This window comes from Acidovorax sp. SUPP950 (assembly GCF_030158935.1).
Lineage (GTDB): Bacteria > Pseudomonadota > Gammaproteobacteria > Burkholderiales > Burkholderiaceae_C > Paracidovorax.
In genome coordinates, this window is the sequence record NZ_BQXE01000003.1 from 184,136 (window position 1) to 199,523 (window position 15,388).

14 protein-coding genes are annotated in these 15,388 nt (G+C 66.9%); 5 read left to right on the top strand and 9 right to left on the bottom strand.

Translation table 11 applies throughout. The annotated features are described in order from the left end of the window. The first annotated feature begins 480 nt into the window (after positions 1-480). Genes AVME950_RS14630 through AVME950_RS14640 form a run of 3 tightly spaced genes read left to right on the top strand, consistent with a single transcriptional unit; the run spans position 481 to position 3,045 of the window. The gene (locus AVME950_RS14630) at positions 481-1,140 is read left to right on the top strand and encodes a GNAT family protein (RefSeq protein WP_284430372.1); all 660 of its coding nucleotides are present in this window, start codon (positions 481-483) and stop codon (positions 1,138-1,140) included. Further along, positions 1,137-1,982, top strand: coding sequence for an ImmA/IrrE family metallo-endopeptidase (locus AVME950_RS14635; RefSeq protein ID WP_284430373.1), 846 nt, complete (start codon positions 1,137-1,139; stop codon positions 1,980-1,982). Before AVME950_RS14630 ends, AVME950_RS14635 begins: the two co-directional genes overlap by 4 nt. Beyond that, entirely contained in the window at positions 1,903-3,045 is a 1,143-nt protein-coding gene (locus AVME950_RS14640; RefSeq protein ID WP_284430374.1) for a beta family protein, read from the top strand. Before AVME950_RS14635 ends, AVME950_RS14640 begins: the two co-directional genes overlap by 80 nt. Here AVME950_RS14640 and AVME950_RS14645 read toward each other — a convergent pair. From AVME950_RS14645 to gtdA, 8 genes are all read right to left on the bottom strand, one after another. After that, a complete protein-coding gene (locus tag AVME950_RS14645; RefSeq protein ID WP_284430375.1) occupies positions 3,012-3,611 on the bottom strand; it encodes a sce7726 family protein in 600 nt (199 codons plus the stop codon). The two genes, AVME950_RS14640 and AVME950_RS14645, sit on opposite strands and share 34 nt — an antisense overlap. Before the next feature lie 342 nt (positions 3,612-3,953). Beyond that, complete coding sequence (locus tag AVME950_RS14650; protein ID WP_284430376.1) at positions 3,954-4,718, bottom strand: OmpW/AlkL family protein; 765 nt, start codon at positions 4,716-4,718, stop codon at positions 3,954-3,956. An 89-nt stretch (positions 4,719-4,807) separates the two neighbouring features. Further along, the gene (locus AVME950_RS14655) at positions 4,808-5,536 is read right to left on the bottom strand and encodes an alpha/beta hydrolase (RefSeq protein ID WP_284430377.1); all 729 of its coding nucleotides are present in this window, start codon (positions 5,534-5,536) and stop codon (positions 4,808-4,810) included. A gap of 199 nt (positions 5,537-5,735) precedes the next feature. Beyond that, positions 5,736-6,749 carry an AraC-like ligand-binding domain-containing protein gene (locus tag AVME950_RS14660; protein ID WP_349817237.1) on the bottom strand — a complete coding sequence of 338 codons (1,014 nt, stop codon included), beginning with the start codon at positions 6,747-6,749 and terminating at the stop codon, positions 5,736-5,738. A 53-nt stretch (positions 6,750-6,802) separates the two neighbouring features. Next, the gene (locus AVME950_RS14665) at positions 6,803-8,128 is read right to left on the bottom strand and encodes an MFS transporter (RefSeq protein ID WP_284430378.1); all 1,326 of its coding nucleotides are present in this window, start codon (positions 8,126-8,128) and stop codon (positions 6,803-6,805) included. Between the two features lie 61 nt (positions 8,129-8,189). After that, complete coding sequence (maiA, locus tag AVME950_RS14670; protein WP_284430379.1) at positions 8,190-8,834, bottom strand: maleylacetoacetate isomerase; 645 nt, start codon at positions 8,832-8,834, stop codon at positions 8,190-8,192. A 16-nt stretch (positions 8,835-8,850) separates the two neighbouring features. After that, positions 8,851-9,549, bottom strand: a complete 699-nt coding sequence (locus AVME950_RS14675; protein WP_284425255.1) for a fumarylacetoacetate hydrolase family protein — start codon at positions 9,547-9,549, stop codon at positions 8,851-8,853. A gap of 47 nt (positions 9,550-9,596) precedes the next feature. Further along, the gene (gene gtdA, locus AVME950_RS14680) at positions 9,597-10,667 is read right to left on the bottom strand and encodes a gentisate 1,2-dioxygenase (RefSeq protein ID WP_284430380.1); all 1,071 of its coding nucleotides are present in this window, start codon (positions 10,665-10,667) and stop codon (positions 9,597-9,599) included. A gap of 162 nt (positions 10,668-10,829) precedes the next feature. On the opposite strand from gtdA, the gene AVME950_RS14685 reads away from it, so the two are divergent. Both AVME950_RS14685 and AVME950_RS14690 read left to right on the top strand, forming a co-directional pair. Beyond that, positions 10,830-11,750, top strand: a complete 921-nt coding sequence (locus AVME950_RS14685; protein ID WP_284410358.1) for a LysR family transcriptional regulator — start codon at positions 10,830-10,832, stop codon at positions 11,748-11,750. Between the two features lie 88 nt (positions 11,751-11,838). Further along, on the top strand, positions 11,839-13,506 hold the full coding sequence (locus AVME950_RS14690; RefSeq protein WP_284430381.1) for an acyl-CoA dehydrogenase family protein: 1,668 nt from the start codon (positions 11,839-11,841) through the stop codon (positions 13,504-13,506). Positions 13,507-13,715: 209 nt separating this feature from the next. Here AVME950_RS14690 and AVME950_RS14695 read toward each other — a convergent pair whose 3' ends face one another. Further along, a complete protein-coding gene (locus tag AVME950_RS14695; RefSeq protein ID WP_284430382.1) occupies positions 13,716-15,299 on the bottom strand; it encodes an NEL-type E3 ubiquitin ligase domain-containing protein in 1,584 nt (527 codons plus the stop codon). Positions 15,300-15,388 lie beyond the last annotated feature (89 nt).

The window sequence follows — 15,388 nt, forward strand, 5'->3', positions numbered from 1 at the left end:
GCGTCTGCGCCACAACAACTGAGCGTTCGCGCCCTTTCCAGTCATTGGGGTTGGCGGAGAGCAGCTACTCTTCTGCAGCATTGGCCTATTGGCCACGGCTAGACCTGTCACTGCTTGGGTTCCTGCCGACGAGAGCATGAAATACTCTGTCGCAGTACAGTGGAGAACTCAGACTCACTCAATGGAGTGTCTTGGCTTCACATGCCGTCCTCGGCAAGATTGCACTCAATGCCGACTTTTCGCAGCCGAAAAGTTTCTGACGCTTTATCGCCCAGGTGGTCGATCTTAAATTATTGCCAAGTCGTGTGATCTTTCGCAAAAATGCGGTGGCGCAACCTGCGTTGATCTCCCGTGATCACGACATATGCGCTATCGTATCCGGCTGAGCTTGACCGACGCACGTCGCTTTCCCGCGTGTGTGCGACTAGGGATCATTCGGCGAGTGCAGATAAAAATAGACCGCCACATGGAGGGGCAAGAATGGAGGACGTCCTTCAAAGGATCAAGGCGTTGCTGGCCGAGGCCGGTCCAATCGAAAGCTCGGGCGCGACAATCGCGAGCGATGTGCTTGTGGGGGCCGGCGGGGACAAGGTTTGCTATCAGGTGAAGTTGGGCTGGGACATCGCCGTCGCCAACGTCTGCGACGAGACCTGGGGCGTGTTCAACATTCAGTTGATGCGATTCATCAGAGCCCAGAACTACGACAATGCTGCTTTGGGGGCGGTACTGGCGCAGATTCAAGTCGATGACAGTCACTGGAGGTGGCTCAACAAGTCGCTTCATTTCAACAGCGATGAGTACAAGTGGTTCTTCCTTTTTGCCGAAGGCTACCCGCAGGCGGCTTGTCTCATTTACCACCCGAAACCAAGCGCCATGGATGGGCAAGGAATCTTCTACATTGAATTTTTGGCAGTCGCTCCATGGAATCGCGTCAACCCGATGAGGGAACGTTCATTCAAAGGGGTCGGCACCACCCTGATCGCCACGGTGAAAGAGTACGCTTGCGCTCAACTCGGCCTACGACCAGGGTTTTCCTTGCACGCGCTCCCAAGGGCGGCGGGCTTCTACCAATCGATCGGGATGAGGAACTTCCCGCAACTCGATAAAGAAGGAATGCCATACTTCGAGATGCCCATATGAGCAACGACGACTTTCCACTGTCGCCAGATTGCTGGGCGGACGCTGCGGCTTTCTATCAAGCTTATTTGAAGGCGGAAGACTTTTTGTCCAGAGTCCCCGCGAAGAGCCGCGGAGTCAACGTGGACAGGTCGCTATACGACCTGACCCGCCACCTCTACGCTCAGAAGTCCGAGCCTGAGGCGCTCTTCAGAGCCAAGCTTGGGGCATCCGAAACGTTGGCTGCAGTTTGGCTATCAAAGGTTCGGACGCTCGCAGAATGGTTTTCTGCCGCACAGCCCGTGCCTGTATTCCAGGGGCTCTTTGTTGACGATTTGAGAGGCCTGATCAAGCTGAGCGCCGATCCGTCTCGGATCACACAGGTTGCCTCCTACTTAGTCGAACGCGGCATCATCGTGATCTACGAACCTCATATTCCCGGAATGAAGGTAGATGGCGCCGTGTTTAAGCTGGCTTCCGGGAATCCCGTGATTGGCATGAGCCTGAGGTATCCGCGCCTGGACTACTTCTGGTTCACGCTGATGCATGAACTCTCGCACGTGGTTCTCCATGGCGACCTGTTGTCGACGCCGATCATCGACGACATGGACGCCGAAAATACCGATTTGATCGAACTGCAGGCTGACAAGCTCGCCACAGACTCGCTCATTCCACGCGGCGAATGGCGAAGCTGTCCCGCTAAGTACAGCTTGGCAGAGAGGGATGTTCTAGATTTCGCGGCCAAGCTGGGCATCGCGCCCCAGATCGTGGCAGGAAGGCTCCGGCGTGAGTTCCGGAGACACGATCTCTTTTCCGAACTGGTCAACAGAATCAACATCCGGGAGACATTGTTTGGATCGGTATAAGTACACCCCATTCCTCAAGCTCAAGGCAAACGAAGTCGCTGCAATCGCCAGTTTGAGCGATGTAGTGAAGGACAAGATTGTTCCTTTCTTCGATCTTGCTCGAAAGGACGGCATGTCTCCTGCCGGGTTTGGTTCGATGGTGTCCAAGTCGGTGGTCAAGCTGAGAAAATACATAGGGCAAACGCGCCCATTTTTTCTCGACAACTACGACATTGCCGACGACATTCTGCTGAATGGGCAGCCGAACTATGAAGCTGTGATGCATGAGTTCAGAGAGTTGAACTTCATCCCCGTCGTTGGGCTGAATCGGACAGTGGCTCATAACCAGGCCGTGTTTAATGCCAAGGCGAGCGGCCTTCTGAAATCAGGCGCTGTGGCGATCCGTCTGGCCGAAGAAGATTTCGAGTCGTTCGGGTTAATTCAAGGCGAACTTGGCGACCTCATCAAGGCCGGCGCACAGTTCGCCCACTGGATACTCGTCTTGGACTGTCGGATGTGCCGTAACGTTGACCCGGCTACACACGCGGCCAAGTTGGCAAGCTTTATCAGCCAGGCTACAAGGGTGTTCGATTTCTCGCTGACCATTGTCGCTGGCTCATCGATCCCTGCAGCCATTGGCGAGATCGCGAAGGTAGACGTCAGGTGCAACATCTCACGCGTGGAGCTAACAATCTACAGGACGATCCGGGCCATGGGTTTGGATCGCGTAGGCTTCGGGGACTATACAGTCGTGAGTCCGCTGTATTCCGATGTCACTTTGCCTCCGGAAATGATGCGTACAGTGACGGCACCCAAGGTCTTGTACAGCCATGAGGACCTTCACTTCATCGCGCGTGGTGGTGCCCTGAAGACGCATGCGCGAGGCAATCTGCAGTACAACGATCTAGCTTCAGAAATCGTGGCACAACCGTTTTACCGGGGTGCTCCGTACTCGTTCGGCGATGATTTTCTTAACGTCAAGGCAAAAATGGGCGGCAAGCTGGTAACCCCCGGCAGCATCCTCAACCCGACCATCAACGCCCACATCACCTACATGGCTACAGGCCATCCGTTGTTGATGTGACGAGTCAGTAGAAGTTGCGCAATCGAGGCGCTGACCTCAAGCGCCCCTTTCCTCTCGGCGATCATTTCCGAGAGATTCGCGCGGCTGAGCTTCTGCACGTTCTTGGTCTCCACGCCGCACATTGTTAGAAGCTCACATTTCCACAAGGCCAGAAGCGCAACCTGCTTGTCAAACCTGGGGCTGATCGTGGCTTTGCGCACGTATCGAAGCATCGGGGGGTCTTCGACACCAGCACGAGCTTGGTGGTTTGCGCTAGTTGCGACCATTACTCCCCAATGCGCCGGGGCGATACGCAGCGCCTGTCGAAGATGATTTTCAGTGGTCACCAGCGTGATGCGCCGGAATGCTTGGTCGTAGTACGAACCTTGCCGGACAATACGAGCGATCGCATCGGTTTCGCCCTTGATCTCATAGCAGTGCGCAGCACGATGCACAGCGACAACATCGGCAATCGCATTGCCGTTGTGCACACGAACTTCCTCGAGCACTGCCTTAGGCGCCACGGGCCGGCCGCGAAGGTGCCTGATCAGAGCTGCGCGAATTTCCTTGTCGGTCAATTGGCCCATTAAATTTGTGTCCAGCGCGCATCTCACACGGATCCGGATCATACAAGCCGCTGCTGCGAACCGGTGATTTCTTGAGCTTGCGTAGTGCTGCCGCTACGGACTTCCCTCGTGCCAAGCGGTGAAACTAGATTGTGAACGGCACCCCGGTTAATGCGCTCGCTTACAGGAGCCGCTTGTGAGGCAAGGACAAACGTTCAGTTGCGGCGGCGGAGGCGGTCAATCTGGCGGTGATTCCAAACGACTGCAATTGCTGCCAAGCAGTCTTTCAAAGCGATCTAGCGACGTGTCGGAGTCTCCCCCCGATGAGCCTTGCCCACCGGCTCACCCGAACCAGCACACCCCTCAAAACCGATAACTCACCCCTGCCGTCACCACCAGCGGATCCAGCCGCACCTTCGCATGCGCAGGCGCCCCGCCCAATGCCGGCAGCGTGCCGGTCGCCGTGGTCTTGAGCCAGATCTTCTTGGCATCCACGAAGAAGCTCCAGCGTGCATCCAGCGGCACCTCGAAGCCGGCCTGCAGCACGGGGCCGATGCCGTTCTTCACATGCAGGTCCGACACGAAACCGTCGCGGGATTCCAGCACCAGCGTGTAGTTGATGCCGGCGCCGATGTAGGGCCGCACGGGGCCGCCATCCCACAGCTGGCGGCGCACGGAGAGCACGGCCGGGCCGTACTTGACCTTGCCAAGCGTGCCTGCGCTGGACAGGGTGCCGGTGCCCTTGAGCGCGGTGGTGGGCGGCAGGCCCAAAGCGAGTTCGGCGCTCCAGCCCGGGTGGAAGTCGTAGATGGCGCCGAAGCCGATGCTGTCGTTGGAATCGGCCTTGGCGCTGGCTCCGGGCACGATTTGCCCGCCAGCCCGCACTTCGGCCGAGGTGCTGAAGCCGATGTGCGCGGGGCCTGCATAGATGCGCCAGGGCGAGGGCGATGACGCATCCGGCGATGCCGGGGTCTGCGCCTGTGCCTTTGCGGGCAGTGGGGCGATGAGGCTGCCGCCAGCGGCTGCCACGGCCAAGGCCGCGGCGGCCTGGCGTGCCCGGGCGCGCGGGAAAACGGGCCGCGCAGAGAAAGAGCGCGCGGTGATGTGGTGGTGTGCAATGCCTTGCATGGTGTCATCTCCTGAATTGATTTGTCCGTGTCTTCGCTTCGCTTCGCGTTGCCGTGCTGCGGCGTTGGCGCCGCAGCGGCACCTGCCGATCAGTCCCGGCCGGCCCGCTCGATGCCCCGTGCGAAGCCTTCGGGGTCGGTGAACAGCGCCTCGTGGCTGCCGCTCGCCTCCACGTAGCGGAACAGGCCCAGCCGTTCCGACAGGCGCGGGTGCCAGGGCAGGCTGTGCGGCAGCGCGGTGTCTTCGCGGCAGTTCAGGTACGACTTGCCCAGCGCCAGCGCGGCGGTGGGCTGCGACAGGGCGATGGGGTCGGTCAGGCAGCGCAGCGGCTGCGGGTGCAGCAGGGCGTAGGTGCTGCGCGCCAGATCGGCATCGGCGTCGTTGATGAAGCATTCGCGCCAGACTTCGAAGGGCAGTTGCACGCCGCCGCCGCCAGCGGCCGCGAGGCCCTCGAACAGGGCGCGGTAGTGCGGGGGTGCCATGTCGCACAGGGCCTCGCCGGGCAGCGGAACGAAGGCGTTCACATAGACCAGCCGCCGGATGCGTTCGGGCACGCGGTCGGCGGCGCCGGACAGCAGCATGCCGCCGTAGCTGTGGCCGACGAGCCGCACTTCGCGCAGGTCGTTCGATGCGAGGAACTGCACCAGCCCGTCGATCGCATCCGGCAGGCCCAGCGGGGCCGTGCCGTCGCCAGGGCAGTTGCCCGGCAGCGTGGGGCAGTGCACGGTGTGGCCGCGTGCGCGCAGGTGCTCGGCGGTGGCTTGCAGCGTGTCGCCCGTGTGCCAGGCGCCGTGGACCAGGACGTAGGTGTCCGCCATGTCGTTGTCTCCTTGTGTGGTGGGAGACCCATGGTGTCGCGCCTGCCGGGCCGTGGATGGCCGATGCGTGCCAGCGTGGCGGACGCTGGGTGCCGTGCGTCTGGCCTTTAACCGGCGCAGGCCGTTGGACCCGCCTCGCCGTGCTGCGGCACTGTCTGCGGCGCCCCTTGCCTGGTTGCCCGACTGAATCCAGGCCGTGTCAGTGCGTGCTGGCGAACGATTGCGCTGGCGCGCAGCGCTCCTGCGCGGGGGTTCTGCCGCACCACTGGCGGCAGGCGCGCGCGAAGTGCGACGGGTCCAGGAAGCCCGCGCGCCGGCCGATCTCGGCCACCGTCAGGTGCCGGTGCGAGGGCGCATGCAGCATGCGCTGCGCCACCGCCATGCGCTCGCGCATGAGCAGCAGCGCGAAGGTGCTGCCGCCCGCCGACAGGGCGCGGTGCAGGGTGCGCAGCGATACGCCCACGTCATCGGCCACGTCGGCGGCGGTGAGGCCGTGCTCGCCAAAGCGCTGGCGCACGCAGTGCTCGATGCGTAGCAGCAGGCCGGGGCGCGGCGGCACCTCGGGCGCAGTGCCGCAGGCCAGCGACAACAGGCCGCCCAGGTGCTCGGCCTGCAGCGTGCCCAGGCGGGCGGGCTGTTCGGCGCACAGCTGGGTCACGTAGGCGCTCAGCACCCGGGCCCATCCGGCGGCGCCGTCCAAACGCCGGCCCAGCCAGCGGTCGGCGGCGGGCAGCCAGGTGTCCAGCCAGCCGATGGGGATCTGGATGGAGACGGTGTCCACCGCCTCGGGGAACTCCAGCAAATAGCGGCGGCGCGAATCGATCAGTGCCAGGTCGCCCGGCAGCAGGCGCGCGGCGCCGGCATCGTCCTGCGCGACGTGGCAGGGCGACGACTCCTTGCAGAGCAGGTAGTAGAAGTTGTCTCCCCCGCTGCGGCGAATGCCCTGCAAGGTGCGGCGCACGCGCTGCGCGCTGCCGCTCACGCGGTTGACGCGCAAGCCGCCGCAGGGCATGGAGGCCAGCGTGGCCGAAAAAGCCTGGCGCTGGCCGGGCTCCACCTCCATGTCGAGGAAGCAGTCGCAGACCGCGCCGACCCAGTAGTCCGCCCGCTGCGCGGCAGGAACGGCATCGGTGCTCCATGTGCGGATGGCGCATTCCATGGCCTGCCTGTCGCCGGTCGGCTCCGACTGCATTGCTATGCTTTTGGAGGCCATGGTGCGCTCTCCCTGTGCGCTGCGGGCCGTTTTGGCTTGAAGGGGCGTTCGGCTCAGGCGTCCCTGCGCACACGCCCGAGCAGCAGCACCGCCGCGGCCGCCAGCACCGCGGGCACGGCGGCCACCAGGATGATGGACGCGGGTGTCCAGGCCGCGGCCAGCAGGGCGCCGCCTGCCAGCGGCCCGACGATGGCGCCGATGCGGCCCACGCCCAGCGCCCAGCCCACGCCGGTGGCGCGGATGTGGGTGGGGTAGATGGCCGCGGCCAGCGCGTTGCAGCCGATCTGCGCGCCCACCACGCCGAAGCCCGAGAGCGCGGCGCCGGCCAGCAGCCCCGTGAGGTTCTGCCCGCTGAAGGCGATCAGCGCGATGAAGCCGGCCGAGGCGGCGTAGGCCGCGCCCAGCACGGTGTAGGCGCTGAAGCGGTCGATGAGCCGGCCCAGCGCGAGCGCACCGACCACGCCGCCCAGGTTGAGCATGGCGGTGGAGAGAATGGCCTTTTCCAGCGGCAGGCCGGCGCTTTTGAGCAGCGTGGGCAGCCAGTTGACCAGGAAGTACATGACCAGCAGGTTCATGAAGAACGCCAGCCACAGCAGCATGGTGGTGGGCAGGCGGCCGTGGCGGAACAACTCGAACACCGAGAAGCCCGCCTGCACGCCCGCGGCCTCGCCGCGCAGCCCGGTCATCACCGTGGCCGGGTCTTCGCCCGGGTAGGCGCTCTTGACGATGGGTTCGTAGTGCGCGGGCGCGGCGCCGCTGGCGGCCAGGTAGCGCAGCGATTCGGGCAGCAGGGCGGCCAGCACCGGCAGCAGCAGCAGGGGCAGCACGCCGCCCAGAACGAACACCGAGTGCCAGTCGAAATGCGCGATGAGCCAGCTGGAGATCAGCCCGCCCAGCGTGGAGCCGAGCGGGAAGCCGCAGAACATCACCGTGACCAGCGTGGCGCGCAGGCGCTGCGGCGCATATTCGCTGGTCAGGGCGATGATGTTGGGCATGGCCGCGCCCAGGCCCACGCCGGTGATGAAGCGGTAGGCCAGCAGCTCGTTCATGCTGGTGGCCCAGGCCGTGAGCAGCGCGAACAGGCCGAAGATGAAGGTGGACAGCAGGATGATCTTCTTGCGGCCCCAGCGGTCGGCGGCCGGGCTGAGCAGGAAGGCGCCGGCCATGAGGCCGAAGAGGCCGGCCGCGAAGATGGGCCCGAACGCCGAGGGCTTGAGCCCCCAATCTTCCGCGATGCGCGGCGCCACGTAGGCGATGGACTGGGTATCGAAGCCGTCGAGCATGGCGACGATGGCGCACAGCAGCGTCACGCGCAGCTGCAGCGGCCCGAAAGCAGCGCGGTCTGCCGCCGGAATGCCGGCGGCCATGGATGGGGTCATTTTGTCTCTCTCCGTCTTGTAGGGATGGGGGTGGCTCATGGGCCGGGGACCACAGGAAAAATCAAGGCTGGTAGTCGGGCTGCTCCTGCGGTCGGGCCGCGATGAAGGCGGGGTGCCGTTCGGCGTGCGCGTACACGGCCATGGCACGCGCATGGGGTTGGAGGTCGCAACCCGCGCGCAGCGCGTTGGCCACCTGGGGCACCAGGCACACGTCGGCCAGCGTGGGCTGGTCGCCAAAGCACCAGGGGCCACCGCCGTCACCGTGCCTGGCCAGCAGCCGCTCCACAGCCTCGAAGCCCTCGGCCGCCCAGTGGGCGTACCACGCGTCCTTCTGCGCCGCGCTCAAGCCCAGCGGCCCTTGCAGGTACTTCAGGATGCGCAGGTTGTTGACGGGGTGCATGTCGCAGGCGATGACATGGGCCAGCTCCAGCACACGGGCACGCAGCCGGGGCTCCAGCGGGATCAGGCGCGGCTCGGGGTGGCGCTGGTCCAGGTAGTCGAGGATGGCCATCGACTGGCCCAGGGCGAAGTCGCCATCCACCAGCGTGGGCACGACGCGCGAGGCATTCAGTTCGGCATAGCCCGGTGCGCGGTGCTCGCCGGTGCGGATGTTCACCCCGTGGTAGTCGGCGGGCAGCCCTTTGAGGGCCAGCGCGATGCGCACCCGGTACGAGGTGGAGCTGTTGAAGAAGCTGTAGAGCTGCACGGCGGGCTCCACGGCGTCAGACCACGTCCACCCGCAGCTCGCCCAGGCGGTCCACGCCCACGACCATGCGGTCGCCGCGCACCACCGGGCCCACGCCTTCGGGGGTGCCGGTGTAGATCAGGTCGCCCGGCTCCAGCCGGAACCAGGTGGAGAGGTCGGCGATGGTCTCGGCCACCGACCAGATCAGGTGCGACACGTCGCTGCGCTGGCGGTCCGCGCCGTTCACGGTGAGCCAGATGCCGGCCTGCTCGAAGTGGCCCACGTCGCTGGCGCGGTGGATGGGGCCGATGGGCGCGGAGGCATCGAAGGCCTTGCCGATCTCCCAGGGCCGGCCCATCTGGCGCATCTCCATCTGCCGGTCGCGGCGGGTCATGTCCAGGCCCACGGCATAGCCCCAGGCGTGCTGCAGCGCGTTCTCGCGGGCGATGTCGCTGCCCGCTTTGCCGATGGCGACCACCAGTTCCGCCTCGTAGTGGAAGTTGTCCGTGCGCGAGGGGTACGGCAAGCGCAGCGTCTCGCCATGGGCCACGGGGATGACGGCATCGGCCGGCTTGCAGAAGAAGAAGGGCGGCTCGCGGTCGGGATCGAACCCCATCTCGCGGGCGTGGGCCGCGTAGTTGCGGCCCACGCAGTAGACGCGGCGCACGGCGAAGGCATCGCCGCTGCCTGCAACGGGCACGGCAACGGAGGGAGGAGCGGGAAACACGAAGGCCATGGAGATGTCTTTCAAAAGGGGATTGAAGATTCAGGATGCGCAGCGGCTCACAGGCGCTCTTCGCGCAGCAGGCCCAGGGCGGCCTGCACCGGGCGGTCGGAATAGCTGAACAGCACCGCGTCCTGCGTCGCGGCCAGCTGCACGGGCGCCCATGAGGGGGCGACGAAGGTGTCGCGCGGGCCGAACTGGAAGGTGCGCTCGCCGATGCGCGCCGTGCCCTGGCCCTCGACCACGCTGAACACGGTCGCATCGGTGGCACGGTAGGTGCGGCCCTGGAAGCCGGCCGGCAGGAACTGCATGAACGTGGCCATGGTGGGCATGGGCCACCCCCCGGTGGTGGGGTTCACGTAGCGCAGCTTGACGCCGTCCCAGGCGTCCAGCTCGCCCTGGCGAAACAGCCGGTCCAGCGCCTCGCGGCTGCGCTCGTAGGGGTAGCTGAAGAGGGGCGAGGTGGAGCCCTCCGTCGCGCGGTGGCGCACCGGCACCATGTTGTGGCCGAAGGCGGCAAAGCTGTGCCCCTCGGCCCGGCTCACGGGCTGCACCGCCTCGGGGTAGTTCTCCGCGAAGCCCGCATCCAGGTGGCCGATGAGGGGAATGTCGAGCCCATCGAGCCAGACCACGGGCTCGCCGCCGTCCGCCACCGCCGGGTTGCCGTGGTCGTGCCAGGTCCACGAGGGGGTGATGATGAAGTCGCCCGGGTGCATGGTGGTGCGCTCGCCGTTGACGGCCGTGTAGGCACCCTGCCCTTCCACGATGAAGCGCAGCGCCGACTGCGTGTGGCGGTGGCTGGGCGCGACCTCGCCGGGCAGGATGAGCTGCAGCCCCGCATACAGCGTGGAGGTGATGCTGGCGCGGCCGGGCAGGCCGGGGTTTTCCAGGATGAGCACGCGGCGCACCGCCTCCTCGGCGCTGATGACCTCTCCCGCCTGCATGACGAGCGGGCGCACGTCCTCGTATTTCCAGAAGGCGGGCACGGCCCGCGGGCGGGGTTCGCGCGGCACCAGGCTGTGCAGCGATTCCCAGAGCGGGGCCATGCCATGGCGGGCGATGTGGTCGTAGTAGGCCTGCCGGTCGGCGGATGCGGCGGCAGGCGGCGATGCCAGGGTGGGCGTGTCCATGCGTTGTCTCCTGTGTCTGCGGCCAGCCATGCCAAAGCACTCGAATGCGCGCTGCCAGCCGGTCCATGGGCGGATTATTCGAACCCGTCGATAGTCCGTAAAATCATTTATTGGTCTTATCCATAATCTTTTGGATATACCTTCAACACCACCGACGACCCCATGGACTGGACCCACCGCCTGCGCCTGCGACAGCTGCAGATGCTTTTGAGCCTGGCGCAGACCGGCAACATGAGCCAGTCGGCGCAGTTGCTCCACACTGCGCAGCCCGCGCTCTCCAAGTGGCTCAAGGAACTGGAAGAGGACCTGGGCATGGTGCTGTTCGAGCGCCATGCGCGCGGGCTCAAGCCCACGCCCCAGGGCGAGGCGCTGATCGCCCACGCCCGGCGCATCGAGGCCCACCTGGACAGCGCCCGCGACGACATGCAGGCCCTGCGCGACGGCGGCAGCGGGCTGGTGGCGGTGGGCACCTCGGGCGCTTCGGCGTCCGACGTGGTGCCCATGGCGGTGCTGCGCCTGCTGGAGTGGCTGCCGCGCGCGCAGATCCGGCTGGCCGAAAGCACCATGAACGTGCTCATGCAGCAGCTGGCCCATGGCGAGCTGGACGTGGTGGTGGGCCGCTCCGCGCCCGAACTGCATGACACCCACATCCACACCGAGATGCTGTACATGGAGCCCATCCATTTGGTGGCGCGCCCGCAGCACCCGCTGCTGCGGCAGGAGCGCGCGCTGGAATGGGGCGATCTCATGGCCTACCGCTGGCTCGTCTGGCCGCGCGGCACGCCGATCCGCAATGCGCTGGAGGGCGCGCTGGCAACCGCCGGGCATGCGCTGCCGCAGGGCAGCGTGGAGTCCAACTCCGTCACGCTCAACCTCACGCTGCTGGGCCACAGCGACATGATCGGCATGGCCTCGCACCGCGCGGCGCTGCGGTTTTCGCACATGGGCGCGCTGCGCGTGCTGCCGGTGCGGCTGTCGGGCTTCGGCTCGGTGTCGATGTACTGGCGCGAGAACACCACCGACCGGGTGGCCGTGGCCAGCATGCTGCGCGCCCTGCGCGAGGCCGCCGCACCCGCCTCCTGACCGCACGCCAGGGCGTGCAGGCCCGTGCCAATGGGGGCACCATGGCGGCCTGGGCGCACGGTGCGCCCCCACGCGCAGGAGACAACCCATGGCCCAGGCCACCCACGCAGTTTTCAACCAGTTTTCCGAACGCACCGACTACGACCTGCTCGCCACCGATGCCGCGCTGCAGGACGGGCTGCATCGCACGGGTGCGCAAGGCGCCCTGCCCGCCCTGGGCGCCTACGCACGGCAGCTCGGCACGGCCGCGACAGGGGCCCTGGCCGAACAGGCCAACCGCCACACGCCGCAACTGCACCGCTTCGACAACCGGGGCCGGCGCATCGACCGGGTCGAATTCCATCCCGCGTGGGACGCGCTCATGGCGCTCTACCGCGCACAGGGCTTGGTCTCCATGCCCTTCGACAGCGACCGGCCCGGCCGCTGGACCGCCTGGGCCGCGGGCTTTTACCTGCACGGCCAGGTCGAGCAGGGCACCCTGTGCCCCGCCACCATGACGCAGGCCGCGATCCCGCTGCTGCGCAAGGAGCCCGCGCTTTGGGCGCAGCTGGAGGACAAGCTCCACAGCCGCACCCACGACCCGCGTGACCGGCCCGCGCAGGAAAAATCCAGCGTCTGGCTTGGCATGGGCATGACCGAAAAGCAGGGCGGCTCCGACGTGCGCGCCAACACCACCGTGGCCACGCCCGTCGGCGCGGGCGGGCGCGGCGGCGAATACCGGCTGCAAGGCCACAAGTGGTTCTTCTCCACCCCGCAGAGCGACGCGCACCTGGTGGTGGCGCGCACCGGCGAGGGCGGCCCCTTTGCCTGCTTCTACGTGCCGCGCTGGCGGCCCGACGGCACGCTCAACGCGGTGCACGTGCAGCGCCTGAAGGACAAGGTGGGCAACCGCAGCAATGCCAGCGGCGAGGTGGAATTCGACGGCGCCTGGGGCCTGCTGATGGGCGAGGAAGGCCGCGGCATCCCCACGATCATCGAGATGGCGACCACCACGCGCCTGAGCTGCGTGGCCGGCAGCGCCGCCATCCTGCGCCAGGCCACCGTGCAGGCCATCGCCTATGCCCGCCAGCGCCATGCCTTCGGCCGGGCCCTGGCCGAGCAGCCGCTGATGCGCGCGGTGCTGGCCGATTTGGCGCTGGAGAGCGAGGCCGCGCTGGCGTTGCTGATGCGCCTGGCCGAGGCCTTCGAACGCGAGGATGACGGCACCGCCAGCGCGGCCGACCGCGCCTGGAAGCGCGTGATGACGCCCGCCGCCAAGTTCTGGGTCTGCAAGCGCGGCGTGGGGCTGGCCGGCGAGGCCATGGAGGTCTTCGGCGGCAACGGCTACGTGCAGGACGGCGTGATGGCGCGCCTCTTTCTCGAATCGCCCGTCAACTCGATCTGGGAAGGCTCGGGCAACGTGATGTGCCTGGACGTGCTGCGCGCCCTGGCGCGCGAGCCCGAGGCCGCGTCGGCGCTGCTGCAGGACTTCGCCGACGCCGCGGCCGGCGAGCCGCGCATCCTCGACGCGCTCCGGCCGCTCCAAGGCCTGCTCGCCCTCCCGCCCGAACAGCTGGAGCCCCTGGGCCGCCAGCTCGTGCAGCGCCTGGTGCTGGTGGCGCAAGCCTGCCTGCTGCGCCGCCATGCGCCGCAGGCGGTGGCGGATGCGTTCATTGCCACCCGGCTGGAGGACGGCGGCGCAGGCCGCGTCGTGGGCGCCATCGACACCCGAGCGATGGATGCCGGGGCGATTCTGGACCGGGCGTTTCCGGCGTGATCCAGCCGGCTACGCCCCACGCATTGCCACGCAGCTTTCGCGCGTCCGGCGGACGTCGCTCCGGCCCTCTTTTTGCTATCAATTAAATAGCAATACAGGCATGCAAACTCCCGGCATGCGGCGGTTTCCGCTAAAAACGGGCTCGGACGCGCCTGTCACAGTGGGCGAGGGCCGCCTGTGGTCGCTTCGATCACCGCCAGAGAGCACGCTCACCCCGGCACGCCACCCCAACGCTGCAGCAGCAACGCGTCCTCGGCAGCGCGCTGGCGTTGCATGAACTCGGCGGCGGCCACGTTGTAAGCCACGCGCTCCTGCACGTGGGCATCGCCATCGCGTGGCAGATCGCGGTCATGGAACGGGTCTTCGTCGAAAGCCGCATCGAGTGCGGCGAACGCCTCGCGATGCAGGTGCCGCATGCCGACGCGCCAGGTTTCGTTGGACAGCAGGTAGGCCGTGAGCTGCCGGTCGTCGCCTTCGGCGTCCATCACCCCCGCGGCCAGGGCCGACAGGTCGCCGGGCGTCAGCACGCTTTGCGCGGCATAGGTCATCTCGGAGGGCACGCTGTCCGGCAGCCACAGCAGGGCCTTCAGGCTGACCTTGGCGTGCAGCATGGTCTCCAGGGGTTCCCTGCGCAACTGCCGTTCCATGTCCTCGGGAATACCGGGCGTTTCCAGCGCCTGCCGGATGAAGTGGTGCACGGCCGCCTCCAGCGCTCCCAGCCGGAACTGCTGCCGCGCCCAGCCGTCCAGCCCCGCCGCGTCGATGCGGCCCTCTTGCACCGCCTGGACCATCTGGTGGTTGCGCACCGCGAGCACGATGGCGGAAAAGCCTTCGGCCACGTTGTCGCCGCACGATCCGAGCGCGTTCTCGGCCATGGCCAGCACCCGCGCCCGGAGCCGGCCGTCGCGGGCGATGGCCTGGATCACCTGCGCCCCTTCCTGCAGGAGGGTGGCGCCCGGCCCGTGGGCTTTCCGCAGCGCCGGGGTGGACGGCAGCCTTCGCTCCAGCAAATGGGCGAACGCGGGCGCGTTTTCCTCGCCATCGAAGGCTTCCTGGGCTTCCAGCCAGAGCGAGAAGGGTGCCCGCAACTCGGATCGAAGATGGGGTGGCGTGGCTTTGTGCAGGGCCCCGGCACCGATCGCCCGGTAACCCTGCTCCGCGAGGGCCACGATGCCCTCACGGGACAGCCGTTCGGCATGGTCCGGCGTGAGCGTGGCGCCGTTCTCGCCATGGGCCTGCAAGGCACGTTCGGCCGCATCGCGCAGGGGCTGCGCAAGCGACTCGTCGCCGATGACCCGCAGGAAATGGTTGAACGCCTCCCGGTATTCCGGGCCCCGCATGCGGGTCTCGCCGTCGCGGACCGCAGCCGCGCCATCGAGCGGGGCGCAGGCCCGAAGCAGGGACAGGACCCGCTGGCCGGCCTGGGCCAGGCGTCCCGCATCGCGGCGGGCCCGCAGTTGCGCATTCAATACCGACATCCACAGGTTCATCTCCTGGGAGGGCGCCTGCAGGTCGGGATGCTTTCGCCACTGCGCCTCCAGGGTGCGCGCCAGAAGCTGGCGCTGCCCGGGGGCCAGGGCCTTGGCGTGCAGATACTGGACGGAGGCAGGCGCTTGCAGCCAATCCGCCCATGCCGGCAAGGGCACGGCCGGCGCCTCGGCCGTCGCGTCCGGGGTGGGCACCCAGTGTGGCTGCACGGGCGTTGCTGGCGCGCCCTGCGCTGCTCCATCGGCAGGCGCCGACGTAATTGCCAGCAACTCGCCCAGAGTGCGCCGCACGGGAAGCGGGGGCATCGGCGCGGCGGCGGTGGCCCCGGGTACCGAAGGCGCCCGCGTCGCCAAGGCCCCCGAGGGCATTCTCAACAGCGATCCGAGCGTGTGCC